Raw genomic sequence first — 12,614 nt, forward strand, 5'->3', positions numbered from 1 at the left:
ATCAATTGCCTCCAGGTCTGATTTTTATCCAGGGACGACCGCCATCCCATTCAACATCCACAGGAATATCAAATGTAGCCATGATCATTTCCTTCGTTAATACTTCTTCTTTGGGTCCGGAGCCGGCCAGCTTGCCGTCACGGATCAGCGCCACATGGGTAAAGAGCGGTACGATCTCTTCAACATGATGAGTAACATAGACGACCGAAACATTGCGCTGCTTCAGCTTGTCAACTTCCGCTAGCATTTTTTCCCGTTCATACAGGTCAAGACCGGCGCAGGGCTCGTCCATGATGAGCAGCTTTGGTTCAGCGATCAGACATCTGGCCAGCATCGCCTTCTTGCGCTCACCCTGGGACAGGGTGCCGAACGGATGATAGGCCAGCCCGCCCAGATTCATATCTTCAAGCAATTTGATTGCCTGTTCCTTAACCTCTTGCGGAATTGCCTGATAGAAGCGCAGGTATGCATATGCGCCGGTAGCCACCACTTCCCAGACAGGATCGCTCAGCGACAGCTTTTCCATCAGGGAGGGTCCGATATAACCGATTTCCTTGCGCACTTCACGGACATCACATTGCCCGAACTTGTATCCGAGTACTTCCACTGATCCGCTGCTCGGGAACAGATAGCCCGTCATCATTTCGAGAATCGTTGTTTTGCCGGAGCCGTTCCGTCCCAGGATGACCCAGTTTTCGCCTGGCTTCATATCCAGGGATACATCATCAAGAATCAGGCTTTGCTCTCTCCGCAGGGTAAGATGTTGTAATGAAATCATTTATGAGGCCACTCTCCTTATGTAATCCAGCATCTGCTCTACAGAGCCCATCGAATACAAAATTTCCGGCCCGTCAGTCCGGTCTGCCGCGGCCGTCATCAGCGCCGGCACACTTGATATGCGGTAGCGGCTGACGATCCCCGGAAGCATATTTACATTCGCTTCAGCAATTACGAGGCCGGGAGGCAGCAGATGCGCTGCCACCTCCAGCATGCGCCGGGCGGCTTTGCAGGTTCCGCACAGCGGCGTATGCAGGAAAACCACCAGCGGCTCGCCCGGCTGCTGCAATGCTAACGTCAGCTCCTGTTCATTCATCTGCTTAAATACCTTCATATCGCAGTCACTCCGGCTGCGATTGCTGCCAGCAGCTCATAACCTGGCGGACCATTATGCAGCACGGTCCCTTCAGGTATTGCAGCATAGAGCAGCTCATACATGGCTTTGCGGCCTGCAGGGCTTGAGGTATGCAGATAGATTTCACGCGGATACAGCCCTTCCAGCACAATCCGCCTGGCCACCTCATCCCCGCTGTAATCGTCCGGACCCATGTCATAGTCCAAAGACAGAATATTGACCTCACATTCACGCAGGAGCAGCAGGCATTCCTCAGTCGTTCTGGCCAGCGTAAAGCCCTCAGGCCGCTTGCGGTAATCATCCATAAATATATTAATCACGGCTAACCCTCCGCTTCATACCATTTGCGTACAGCTGTGATTTCCCCGCGGTGGGTACCGTCAGAACCTTTGGCCGTCTCCATGGCAACGGCAGCCCGGCGGAACGGCTCCGTGAGCAGCAGCTCCCGCAGCTTGTCTTCACCAATATACCCTTGCCCGATGCCCGCATGCCTGTCCCGGCGCAGCCCGTAAGGGAACATGGAATCATTCAGATGAACCGCAACAAGCTGAGGCCAGTAGCCCAGCTCTGTTCCGCGTCTGAGCAGCTCTTCAGTCTGCTCGGGGTTCCAGAGGCCAGCGGCAAAAGCATGGCAGGTATCGAAGCAGAAGCCGATCTTGCCGGGATAACGGCTAAGCTCGCGGACCTTGACCAGCTCTTCCAGCGTCATGCCTTCACGCCCGTGATTGCCGGCCTGGTTCTCAATTAGCAGCTTGGCCCGGCCCTCCCAGGCCTCCAGCGTTTCATTCATACATTGTATAATATTTTGATAGCCTTGTAACGGCTCAAGCGCGCCGAAGGTTCCGAAATGCACAACAATGCCCAGCGAGCCGCAGGCTTCGGCGATCTCCAGATCGTTGCGCAGCGACTCCACCATAACCTTTCTTGGGGAAGCACCGGCAGCCCCCGCGGCCATATTGGTCGGATAAGGGGTATGGGCAATGGACACCATCTGATGCTTGCGGCAAAAGTCCGCACATTCCTCTGCATCCCGCACATCAAGCGGCTTCAGCTTCAGGCTGCGCGGGTTCTTCGGAAAATATTGAAAGCATGCCGCACCGCTCTCCCAGGCGAACCTGGCCGCACGGCCGTATCCGCCCCGGATGCTGACATGCGCCCCGATCTTGGGGCTATCCTTCATGCTGGCAGTCCGGGCAGTAGAACACCTTGCGGCCGGACAGCTCAACTTTAACAATGTTTCCCCCGCCGCGCAGGCACGATTCGCCTTCACGGTCATACACTTTGCACTGGTCATTATACGAGCCGGTCACGCTGTCGCCCGCCATAAACGGCATTTCCATGTATCCGCCGATTTCGGTTGCTTCCGTCAGTACCTTGCGCACACTGTCATACAGGCGCGTAACGGCCTCCGGGGACAGATTCTGTACCAGGGCCGACGGCAGCAGCCTTGCTTCAAAAGCAATTTCATCCGCATAGCAATTGCCGATGCCGGCCATCACCTGCTGGTTCACAAGCAGCGTCTTAAGCGCACCTCTGCGTCCCTTCAGCAGCGCCGCAAACCGCTCCGCCGTCATCCGGCGGTCCAGCAGCTCCGGTCCCAGCTTGCCCATCGCCGCTTCGCTCTCCTTCACCGACAGCAGATGCAGATACCCCAGGCGCAGTCCCATGAAATACAGGATCTTGTCACCGAAGGCCAGCTCCACCTGGGTAGTCCGGTCCGGACGCTCCGCCTCTGTCCCGTAATACAGCAGCCCGCCCAGCATCAGATGCAGCAGCAGCCTGCGCCCGTCATTCAGATGGAACAGAATATGCTTCGCCCGGCGCTCCACAAATACAATACGGGCACCAAGCAGGGCATTTTTGAAGGCTTCCGCCTCCATGTTAACCGTCTTCTCCCGGTTTACGGTCACACCCGTAATCGGTACATTTATAAGATGCTGGCTAAGCAGCCTTCTGTAGTTCTCCATTTCCGGCAATTCCGGCATTGATCATCGTCCCTTCGAGGTTGGTAAAAAACTCACACCTTTGCCATTATACACCGAGCATTGCCATAAGTTCAGCTAAATCACTGCAAATTTCGTCAGGAGCCACACCTGTAACGGTTTTATAATGCTCCAGATTCTCCTCTGTAGTCAGGCCTGTCAGCACAAGCACCGTCCTGCAGCCGGCATTCACTCCTGCCGAAATATCTGTCCGCATATTATCTCCGACAACAACCGCTTCTTCCGGTTTGATACCAAGTATAGACGCCGCATAGGTAATCAGATACGCTTCCGGCTTGCCGATCACCACTGGTGCAACACCGCTTGCCGCCTCAATTGCAGCACCAATCGTCCCTGCTCCGGGCATAACCCCGTCATCAGACGGGAGCATCAAATCCGGATTGGTCAGCACGAACTTTGCACCGCCCATAATCCAGCGGGAAGCCCTTGCAAGTGAATCATATGTAAAAGCTCTATAAATGCCCTGAACCACATACTGAGGATCATCTTCAACAATCTTCAGGCCTGCTGCCGCACAGGCATCAACCAGTCCCTCTTCCCCAAGTATCGCCACCCGCGCCTCCGGTAATTCCCCGGCGATATAACGAGCAGCCGCAAGCGACGAGGTACACACCTCCTCCGGCTTTGCCGCAATCCCCATTCCCCGCAAATGCGCAGCCACGCCGGCCGCTGTCCGTGACGAATTATTCGTTACGAATAAAAAAGGAATTTCTGCCGTCCGCAGCCCTTCGATCAGCTTATCCGCTCCGGGTATCATCCGCCCGCCGTGAAACAGCGTTCCGTCCAGATCTATCAGCAAGCCTCCGATATTCTTCATACAGCAGCCTCCTTCTTCCTGAATCTTTTATTAATATCATTAACTATTAACACAATTAAATTAGGTTAGACAGCTCAAAACCTCTGCTTTTGCCGGATGATAATACTAGTCACAATGTACCATTAGCCCCTCAGCGGCGTCCCGGTTTCGTCATAATCTCCACTGCTTCGTAGAGTAAGCGGCACCTCTTTACTTAAAATTTAACGTACCCAGTCGAACGTTAGCGAACGGCTGCAGTGACGGTGTTTTTTTGACAGCTCCCTGTCATTTCCTGCGCTTTCCCGGAAAATAATTTTGATTTCCCCGGTTATTTTCCGGACCTAAAGTCCGCTTACTTTCTCCGGTATACCGGGAATGTGCAGAACTCCTCGGCCAGCAGCGTCTGCGGGAAAATGGCCTGTGCCTCCGCCAGCAGCGGGGCCAGCTCCTCCTGTGTTACATAGCGTGAGCTGAAGTGGGTCAGCAGCAGCTCTCGGCCGCCCGCCTGACTGGCCAGCTCCGCCGCCTGTGCAGCCGTGCTGTGATGATACTGATAAGCCATATCCGCCAGATCATGGGCGAAGGTTGCTTCATGGATAATCAGATCCGCCCCCCGGGCCAGCGGCAGACTGCCCGGGCATGGACGTGTATCGCCCAGCACAGTTACAATCCGCCCCTTCTTCGGCTCACAGATTACCTCAGCCGCCCGGACGACTGTTCCGTCCTCAGTCGTGATATCCTCACCCTTCTTCAGTCTTCCGTACAGCGGGCCGGGCTTCAGCCCGTAACTCAGAAGCAGCTCTGTATTCAGGCTGCCTGGACTGTCCTTCTCTGTTACCCGGTATCCGTAGCTGTCAATCCGGTGCTCCAGCAGACCCGCTTCTACCTTGAACGCGTCATCCTCGAAGATCAGTCCGCCTGTATGCTCAACAATCTCCAGCTTATAGGGAACCCTTGACTGGCTGACTGACAGGGACACATCCAGAAAAGCCTTCAGCCCCGGCGGCCCGTACACCGTCAGCGGGGCCGTACCTCCCTGATAGCCGCGGCTGGACAGCAGGCCGGGCAGACCGAACAGGTGGTCACCGTGCAGATGGGTAATGAACAGCTTCTCCAGCTTGCCGAGCCGCAGCGGCGAGCGCAGCACCTGATGCTGTGTCCCTTCCCCGCAATCGAACATCCAGAAGCTGCGCCGTTCCTCCATCAGCCTGAGGGCCACCGAGGTTACATTGCGCTGTATTGTAGGCACTCCGGCATTGGTGCCAAGAAAATAGATTTCCATTCCAGATCCTCCCTTCTTCACTCTTTAATATGCACTGCAGCCGTAGCCGCTTAGTCTCTGAACTGAATTTTACCCTTTTTGGGCGCTGAAAGCACATTTTCTTTCTAGAGCTCTCTATTACCAGCAAAAAACCTCCCGGTTACGGGAGGTCCGCTGCCGAAAAAGGATCGCTCCTCCTTCGCTAAGTTGAGGTTCAGTACGGGAGACTACAGCTTCTCCACATTGAAATACTGTGCTTCCGGATGGGCAAAGACCATCGCCGAGACAGAGGCTTCCGGCTCCATCATGAAGCCGTCTGTAAGCTGGACGCCGATGTCCTCCGGCTTCATCAGCTTGAACAGCGGCCCCTGATCCTCCAGGTCCGGACAGGCCGGATATCCGAAGGAAACACGGATCCCCTGGTAGCGTGCACCGTGCCGCTGCTTCATTGTCATATCCGCCGGATCAGGGAAGCCCCACGTATCCCGCATCATGTGGTGGACACGCTCGGCCAGCCCTTCGGCCACCTCCAGCGCGACAGCCTGCAGAGCATGGGAGCGGAGGTAATCCCCCTTCTCCTTCAGCTCGGTCGACATTTCACGGACGCCGTGCCCGGCCGTCACAACCAGGAAGCCGACATAGTCCATTACACCGCTGTCCACAGGCTTCAGGAAGTCAGCGAGGCACAGATAAGGCTCTACATTCTGCCTCGGGAAAGTAAAGGTATGCAGCACGCTCGACTGGTCCTGCGGATCGTAGATCAGAATATCGTTGCCGCGTGACTGCGCCGGGAAGAACTGGTACATTGCATGAGGAGCAATCGTCCCTTCAACCATGGCCTGATGCAGAATATCATCGACCGTCTCCTTGAGCTCAACCGTACGCTTGTCTCCGGCAGCGAGCTGGGCTTCCACCGATCCGCGCAGGCCGAGATGATGGCCGAGCAGCATCTGCATATTCACATAAGGAACAATGTGGCCAAGCGGATAATTCCGCAGTACATGCCGCTCCAGATCCGGCGGAGTGAACACCGGCGCATCCGCTGAAATCTTCGAGCGGACAGCCCGGGTCAGTTCCGGCATTTCCTGCTTCGGAGCTACCGCTACCGCAGCCTCAGCTTCCTGGCGCACCTCTTCTTCCAGCTTGACCCGCTCCAGCGGATTCATCAGCTTATTGGCAATATCAAGGCCGTCCATCGCGTCCTTCGCGTACAGGACCAGGCCGTCATATTCCGGCCGGATCCGGGTTTTGGTGAATTTGCGGGTCAGCGCCGCGCCACCTACCATAATAGGCACGTCAATGCCGGCTGAACGCAGATCCTGTGCCGTGGTGACCATCTGCTGCGCCGATTTAACCAGCAGACCGGACAGGCCGATCGCATCCGCTTTTTCCCGGCGGAAGGCTTCGATAATATTCTCAGGCGGCACCTTAATCCCCAGATTGATGATCTGGTAGCCGTTGTTGGACAGGATGATCTCCACCAGGTTTTTACCGATGTCATGAACATCACCCTTGACGGTTGCGAGCATAATTTTGCCCTTCACAGCGGTCTCATCTTTCTGCATGAACTGCTCCAGATGGGCAACCGAGGCCTTCATTACTTCAGCGCTTTGCAGCACTTCAGCGACGATTAGCTCATTGTTGTTGAACAGCCTTCCCACCTCTGACATACCCGCCATCAGCGGGCCGTTGATAATTTCCAGCGGACTGTCCTTGGTCAGAGCTTCATTCAGGTCAGGGATCAGACCTTCCTTGGTTCCTTCGACAACATAAGAGGCCAGCCGCTCCTCCAGAGACAGATTGGAGATCTTTTCTTTCTTCTCCACCTTCTTCTCACGGAAGGCAGCGACAAAGGCAGCCAGGGTCTCATCATTTGTATTGTAGATCAGCTCTTCAGCAAGCCTGCGCTCCTCATCCGGAATGGAGGCATAACGCTCCACCTTCTCGGTGTTTACAATCGCATAGTCCAGTCCGGCCTTGGTGCATTCGTACAGGAACACCGAATTCAACACTTCACGGCCAGCTTCCGGCAGCCCGAAGGAGACGTTACTGATGCCCAGAATGGTGTGCACTCCCGGAAGAGCTTCCTTGATGAGACGGATTCCGTCTATCGTTTCTTTGGCCGATCCGATATATTGCTCATCCCCGGTACCTACAGGGAACACAAGCGTATCGAAAATCAGGTCTTCCGGCTGCAGGCCGTATTTGTTGACCAGCAGATCGTAGGAACGCTTGGCAACCGCAAGCTTGTCATCCGCCTTGATGGCCTGTCCGGTTTCGTCAATGGTACCGACTACAATTGCTCCCCCGTACTTGTGAATCAGCGGGGTAACATGCTCGAATTTCTCCTCGCCGTCCTCAAGGTTAATGGAGTTAATTATCGCCTTGCCCTGGCAATACTGCAGTGCCAGATCAATAACCTTCGGATCAGTCGTATCAATCATCAGCGGCACTTTAACCTTTTTGACGACAAGCTCCAGGAACTTCTTGATGTCTTCGCTCTCGTCGCGGTCCGGGTCCTGTACGCAGACGTCGATCACCTGCGCCCCGCTCTTGACCTGTGCCCTGGCAATCTCCGAGGCCTCCTCGTATTTGCCTTCGACAATCAAACGCTTGAATTTCCGTGAGCCCAGCACGTTTGTACGTTCTCCGACCATGTACGGGCGGTTGGCATCCTCCACATATACAGGCTCAATCCCCGATAAGGCCGGCGGGTGAGTCCCGTTCAGCTGGCGTGGCGGATACGCCGTGATCATTTCAGCCATAGCCCGGATATGATCCGGTGTCGTTCCGCAGCATCCGCCGGCAATGTTCAGCCAGCCCTTCTCGGCAAAGCCAGCCAGCTTGCGGGCCAGCGACTCGGGCGATTCATGGTAATTTCCGTTTTCATCCGGCAGCCCCGCATTCGGATAACAGCTCACCGCCGCGGAAGAAATCTCTGACAGCGAACGGATGTGGTCCCGCATGAACTCCGGCCCGGTCGCACAGTTCAGTCCGATCGAGATCGGCTTCAGATGCTCAAGCGAAATGTAGAAAGCTTCAATATTCTGGCCGGCCAGTGTTGTGCCCATCGGCTCAATTGTACCGGAGATCATAACAGGCAGCTCAATGCCGGTTTCTTCAAAAGCATTGCGGATTCCGATGCTGCCCGCTTTTACATTCAGCGTATCCTGCGAGGTTTCCAGCAGCAGGACATCTACCTTGCCGTCGATCAACGCTACTGCCTGCTCCTGATAGCTGCTCACCAGCTCCTGGAAGGTCACGCCGCCAGTAACGGACAGCGTCTTGGTCGTCGGTCCCATCGCTCCAACTACATAACGCGGATGCTCCGGCGTATCGTATTTGTCTGCGGCATTCCGGGCCAGCCTGGCCGCTTCCAGATTAATCTCCCGCGCCTTCTGCGGGATATCATATTCCGCAAGCACGACCGAGGTCGCGCCAAAGGTATTCGTCTCAATCAGATCTGCGCCGGCCTCCAGATACTTCTCATGTATACTCTGGATGACTTCAGGACGCGTAAGCACCAGCATTTCATTACAGCCGTCAAGCTCTTCACCGCCAAAATCCTCTCCGGTAAGGGGAACCTGTTGAATCATTGTACCCATTGCTCCGTCCAGAATCAGTATGCGCTGCTGCAAGCTCTCAGCAAGTGTATATTTAGCCACTTCATAATCCCCCCCGAAAAACATTAGAGTTAGTTTAGCAGAATAAAGCGAAATCGGAAAGCATTGCTTTCCACTCTGCATAATTGTTATTATTTGGCGGTTCCGGGGGCAGCGCTGTTAAGGTACAACCGTAAGCTCCCTGCTGGGCATGGAGTGCTGCGTACGGGCCGTTACATGCGAAGTTACGCTGTACCCGCCCTCCTGTTCAAACACCGTCTCCGCCTCATATACGCCATTACCGGCAGCGGTTCCCTTCAGCTCAAGCTTTTCCGTCTCATCATTTTTGCTGACAATTTCAAACAGCACTTCCCGGGCGTCATCCACCGGTTCACCGGCCTGGGTAACCACCGCCTGAAATAGGACCGGCTCATTTACCCTGCCCTGCTCCGGACTCCAGCTCAGCTCCACCTTGATAGGTTCCATAGAGACATTTGCCGCAGCGTGCATGTGTTCATGCTCTGTACTGCCTGCTGAACAGCCTCCCAGTGAAATCGCAGCAACAATAAATAGTGCAGCCGACAGCTGCTTAGGTTTGATCATCCGGCATCCTCCCGATTGGATAGTGATTTCCATTCGAAGCTTACAGCGCGAGTAATCCATTCTGTTTCTATTATACATATAATTTTAAATATTGCCCCGGTATTAATCGTTAACAGGATTAAAAGCGGCATATTCCTTGCCTGTCCCAACGCTCTCCCAGTAACCATGAGGCCGTTCTCAGCATAAGCTGTCGCCATAATGACTTCAGAAGGGTTGTTGAGTACATTGATTAACAAAGATCCTGTGTATCACATTTTAAAGCTGCTGCAAGAACAGGGAGAGCCTCACTTCAGACAAATCGGCATAGATGAAAGAGACTTTATTGTGGCGCTGCAGCACATTCAGGAGGCCGGTTATACGGACAGAACCGGAAACGGACTCAGTCAGGCCGGGCTTGACTACATCACCGGTTATGAACGAAGAGTAAAGGGCAGTTAAACTGATCAGTTAACAAGGTTAATAACGCCGTTCTGCCGCTTAACTGCATCCACGGCTAAAAAGCTGCCTCCGGCTGGATGCCGGAAGCAGCTTTTTAGCGTTGTCTAATGCAGATTCAGGTATGTGAATGCACACGCTCCGCACAGTTAGGACTAACGGGGCTGCTGACGGCGCAACTTCCTTTTTATTCTCGGCTACAATCGCTATCCGATCATCCATCCGTTCTCCTCATTTCAGTCCTTCCGGACCGTTTCGTAACGCTCGCGGATTTCCAGGTTTTTCGAATGGTTATATAAATCCAGAGCTGTAATAGCTCTAAGCGCAAGCTTTACAAAAAGAACAAACACAACAATCCCTGCCCCTATACATGCCAGCCACATTAAAAAGAAAAAGATACTAAATGCACCGCCAACAAAAAATCCGGGTTGACTCACCATCAGATAACTCAGCTCCTTATAGAAAGTATTTACCGAGTATACCTCATTTGGAACAATATGTATGTGAGGAACAGGAAATTCTTGTGTCGAATACACTTATGTGCATGAAAAAACCGGTCTCCTCTAGAGGAGAACCGGCTCGAAAAGACTTATAGCGATTGGACCAGCGGAAGCAGCTCGGAGAGATGACCGATTCTGTAATCCGGCTGAATGTCAGGATCAGGTTCTTTCTCTGTCCGGTTAATCCAGACCGTCGTCAGGCCTGCCGACAAGCCGCCGATAATATCTGTTGTGAGCTTATCGCCCACCATGATCCCCTGCTCGGGTGCGATATCAAGCAGTTCAAGCGCATGCTGGAAAATTGCCTTATCCGGCTTGCCTCTGCCGAAGCTTCCGGAGATCACTACATGATCAAAGTAAGGAATAAGCTCCGGAACACCATTTAGCTTCTCCTGCTGCAGGGCCGGGCAGCCATTGGTCAGCAGCAGCAGCTTCACCTTGCCCCGCAGCTCATCCAGAACCTGCAGTGTCTCTTCATACATATACGGACGGCTCCGCCGTTCTTCACCGAACTTCGCAGCCAGCCGCTCAGCCAGCGCTTCATCCTTAATACCCAGCGCTTCCAGGCCGCGGCGCCAGGATTCCTTGCGGTATGCCGGAGCAAGCTGCTCCAGCTGGCGGAATTCCGGCTGCTCTCCGGCAGTAAAGTTCGCCCAAAGTGCCTCGAACGGATTAATCCCGATCATTTTCGTAAACGGAAAGGTCTCGTAAGATTCATAGAGGCTTCTGGCCTCCCTGCGGACTGCAGCCTCCAGCTCATGAGGGTCAACAGTGTCACCTGCTGCTTCGCAGGCGGCACGGAAGGCTTCCTCGACGCTCCGTTCATCCCAGAGCAGTGTATCGTCAAGATCAAATAGTACGGCGGTAATCGGCATAATAACGCTCCCTCTCCCTATGCTGGTCTATCTTATCTTTCTACTCGTGCACTACTTCAATGTTATTAGCTTTGGCGAACTGCTCGAGGCGCGCTCCCATTGCTGCGGTATCATAACGGTTCAGCAATCTGGAGAACACCCACTGCTTGCGTTTACCTTTATATTTCAGGGCAACCATGCTGCGGGACAGGATAATCTTCTCAATCTCGGATGCCTGCAGCCAGCGCTCACGGTTATATTTAATGGTAGAAACTCTGGCCCGCTCAACCTTCAGGAAAGGACGGCGGAAGAAGATCAGGGCTGCCAGTAAGAAGTATAGTACAACGCCCAGCCAGTTGGCCAGTATACCCTGCCCCCGGGCTTCATCAATGGAGCCCACTACCCAGAACATAATTCCGAGCAAGAGCAGCACAATCGGAAATACAATGTTGCGGCCTTTAAAAACATCACTGCTTCCGGCAGCCGAAGATGATTTGGAAGCATAAATCGTTTCCTTGCCTTGCTTCTTTCGTTGCTTATTGACTTGCTTGGTATTGCGTTGAACCATTCTTTCCCAAGAACGGGCCATGTGAGTTCCCCCTAGTCGTCCTAAAATATCTATGACAAAGCCACGGGACTAATGCGTAAGCCCCTTGTTGCCCTGATCATCGTTATCCACAATCTCAATGGTATCCAGCTGTGCCCGGAAATTTCTGCGGATGTTGCCCAGGTAGATTTCGCGGAGCCGGGCGCGTTCCGCCAGTTCCTCTTCTGTCAGGCCGCTGCTCTTCTGCTTGCGTGCCAATTCATTGATGCGTGCGACCAATTCGTCTATATTCAATGCTTTCCCCTCCCCTATAAATTCATTCTAACTTTGCCATGAGAAAAAGAGCTTGTCAAGGTCTCCTCCCTGCAAGCTCTTTATGGCGTGAACTATAGTTGATATTTAAGCAATCCCAATTAATATGCCGGCAGTGTCAGGACATCCCCGGCCTGTATGTCACTGCCCTTGAGCCCGCTCGCTTTCTCGATTCCTTCTATATATACAACCGTCCTCATGTCAGACGGTTTATGTGCAAGCGCAATGCTCCAGAGGGAGTCGCCGCGTTCCACTACCACACGTTCAGCCGGCATCACTGAGGATACTGATCCTGCAAATACATTACCTACCACTGTGAAGCCGGAGACCGCCAGCATCAGGATCATGGCAAGCTTCACCAGCTGGCCTCTGCGGAACAGGCTCATTAATGTACCGAACAGGGTTGCTGCTGACTTCTTCATACGGATTACATATTCTAAAACAGAATCATCTCCGGCAGATTGAACCTCACGGGTCTCATCGTAGATGCTGCGGTAAGTACTGTACTTTAACAAAATCATCGACCTCCAAACACGTGTTCTTAAATTTGAGATTAATATAACACGAAC

At 53.6% G+C, this 12,614-nt stretch carries 15 protein-coding genes; 1 reads left to right on the forward strand and 14 read right to left on the reverse strand.

What is annotated here, in order from left to right; genetic code table 11:
• Position 1 precedes the first annotated feature (1 nt).
• The 9 genes from AC4G46_RS18160 to AC4G46_RS18200 form a co-directional block, all read right to left on the reverse strand.
• Entirely contained in the window at positions 2-778 is a 777-nt protein-coding gene (locus AC4G46_RS18160; RefSeq protein WP_491123962.1) for an ABC transporter ATP-binding protein, read from the reverse strand.
• On the reverse strand, positions 779-1,111 hold the full coding sequence (locus AC4G46_RS18165; protein ID WP_491123963.1) for a thioredoxin family protein: 333 nt from the start codon (positions 1,109-1,111) through the stop codon (positions 779-781).
• Positions 1,108-1,449, reverse strand: coding sequence for a cyclic-phosphate processing receiver domain-containing protein (locus tag AC4G46_RS18170; RefSeq protein WP_491128920.1), 342 nt, complete (start codon positions 1,447-1,449; stop codon positions 1,108-1,110). The genes AC4G46_RS18165 and AC4G46_RS18170 overlap by 4 nt, the downstream gene beginning before the upstream one ends.
• 5 nt (positions 1,450-1,454) lie before the next feature.
• A complete protein-coding gene (locus tag AC4G46_RS18175) occupies positions 1,455-2,312 on the reverse strand; it encodes a deoxyribonuclease IV (protein ID WP_491123964.1) in 858 nt (285 codons plus the stop codon).
• Positions 2,302-3,117, reverse strand: coding sequence for an Fpg/Nei family DNA glycosylase (locus tag AC4G46_RS18180; protein ID WP_491123965.1), 816 nt, complete (start codon positions 3,115-3,117; stop codon positions 2,302-2,304). The genes AC4G46_RS18175 and AC4G46_RS18180 overlap by 11 nt, the downstream gene beginning before the upstream one ends.
• A gap of 46 nt (positions 3,118-3,163) precedes the next feature.
• On the reverse strand, positions 3,164-3,952 hold the full coding sequence (locus AC4G46_RS18185; RefSeq protein ID WP_491123966.1) for an HAD-IIA family hydrolase: 789 nt from the start codon (positions 3,950-3,952) through the stop codon (positions 3,164-3,166).
• Between the two features lie 331 nt (positions 3,953-4,283).
• Positions 4,284-5,213, reverse strand: a complete 930-nt coding sequence (gene rnz / locus AC4G46_RS18190) for a ribonuclease Z (RefSeq protein ID WP_491123967.1) — start codon at positions 5,211-5,213, stop codon at positions 4,284-4,286.
• A gap of 206 nt (positions 5,214-5,419) precedes the next feature.
• Complete coding sequence (gene metH / locus AC4G46_RS18195; RefSeq protein WP_491128921.1) at positions 5,420-8,797, reverse strand: methionine synthase; 3,378 nt, start codon at positions 8,795-8,797, stop codon at positions 5,420-5,422.
• Between the two features lie 177 nt (positions 8,798-8,974).
• The gene (locus AC4G46_RS18200; protein WP_491123968.1) at positions 8,975-9,397 is read right to left on the reverse strand and encodes a FixH family protein; all 423 of its coding nucleotides are present in this window, start codon (positions 9,395-9,397) and stop codon (positions 8,975-8,977) included.
• A 216-nt stretch (positions 9,398-9,613) separates the two neighbouring features.
• Between AC4G46_RS18200 and AC4G46_RS18205 the strand changes: the two genes are divergently transcribed.
• Positions 9,614-9,835 carry a hypothetical protein gene (locus AC4G46_RS18205; RefSeq protein WP_491123969.1) on the forward strand — a complete coding sequence of 74 codons (222 nt, stop codon included), beginning with the start codon at positions 9,614-9,616 and terminating at the stop codon, positions 9,833-9,835.
• A gap of 233 nt (positions 9,836-10,068) precedes the next feature.
• Here the strand turns inward: AC4G46_RS18205 and AC4G46_RS18210 are convergent, their stop codons facing one another.
• The 5 genes from AC4G46_RS18210 to AC4G46_RS18230 form a co-directional block, all read right to left on the reverse strand.
• Entirely contained in the window at positions 10,069-10,272 is a 204-nt protein-coding gene (locus AC4G46_RS18210; RefSeq protein WP_491123970.1) for a hypothetical protein, read from the reverse strand.
• 149 nt (positions 10,273-10,421) lie between these two features.
• Positions 10,422-11,207, reverse strand: coding sequence for an HAD family hydrolase (locus AC4G46_RS18215; RefSeq protein ID WP_491123971.1), 786 nt, complete (start codon positions 11,205-11,207; stop codon positions 10,422-10,424).
• 40 nt (positions 11,208-11,247) lie between these two features.
• The gene (locus AC4G46_RS18220; RefSeq protein WP_491123972.1) at positions 11,248-11,775 is read right to left on the reverse strand and encodes a hypothetical protein; all 528 of its coding nucleotides are present in this window, start codon (positions 11,773-11,775) and stop codon (positions 11,248-11,250) included.
• Between the two features lie 48 nt (positions 11,776-11,823).
• Positions 11,824-12,027 (reverse strand): DUF896 domain-containing protein, encoded by a 204-nt coding sequence (locus tag AC4G46_RS18225; protein WP_491123973.1) that lies wholly within the window; start codon positions 12,025-12,027, stop codon positions 11,824-11,826.
• Positions 12,028-12,146: 119 nt separating this feature from the next.
• Positions 12,147-12,560 (reverse strand): LysM peptidoglycan-binding domain-containing protein, encoded by a 414-nt coding sequence (locus tag AC4G46_RS18230; RefSeq protein WP_491123974.1) that lies wholly within the window; start codon positions 12,558-12,560, stop codon positions 12,147-12,149.
• Positions 12,561-12,614: the final 54 nt, after the last annotated feature.

The organism is Paenibacillus sp. fava2 (genome assembly GCF_058313675.1).

Excerpts from the sequence above, each read along its gene's own strand:
- AC4G46_RS18210 (WP_491123970.1), bottom strand. The coding sequence starts at position 10,272 with ATGGTGAGTCAACCCGGATTTTTTGTTGGCGGTGCATTTAGTATCTTT.
- AC4G46_RS18215 (WP_491123971.1), bottom strand. The coding sequence starts at position 11,207 with ATGCCGATTACCGCCGTACTATTTGATCTTGACGATACACTGCTCTGG.
- rnz (WP_491123967.1), bottom strand. The coding sequence starts at position 5,213 with ATGGAAATCTATTTTCTTGGCACCAATGCCGGAGTGCCTACAATACAG.
- AC4G46_RS18165 (WP_491123963.1), bottom strand. The coding sequence starts at position 1,111 with ATGAAGGTATTTAAGCAGATGAATGAACAGGAGCTGACGTTAGCATTG.
- AC4G46_RS18185 (WP_491123966.1), bottom strand. The coding sequence starts at position 3,952 with ATGAAGAATATCGGAGGCTTGCTGATAGATCTGGACGGAACGCTGTTT.
- metH (WP_491128921.1), bottom strand. The coding sequence starts at position 8,797 with ATGGGTACAATGATTCAACAGGTTCCCCTTACCGGAGAGGATTTTGGC.
- AC4G46_RS18175 (WP_491123964.1), bottom strand. The coding sequence starts at position 2,312 with ATGAAGGATAGCCCCAAGATCGGGGCGCATGTCAGCATCCGGGGCGGA.
- AC4G46_RS18180 (WP_491123965.1), bottom strand. The coding sequence starts at position 3,117 with ATGCCGGAATTGCCGGAAATGGAGAACTACAGAAGGCTGCTTAGCCAG.
- AC4G46_RS18160 (WP_491123962.1), bottom strand. The coding sequence starts at position 778 with ATGATTTCATTACAACATCTTACCCTGCGGAGAGAGCAAAGCCTGATT.
- AC4G46_RS18200 (WP_491123968.1), bottom strand. The coding sequence starts at position 9,397 with ATGATCAAACCTAAGCAGCTGTCGGCTGCACTATTTATTGTTGCTGCG.
- AC4G46_RS18220 (WP_491123972.1), bottom strand. The coding sequence starts at position 11,775 with ATGGCCCGTTCTTGGGAAAGAATGGTTCAACGCAATACCAAGCAAGTC.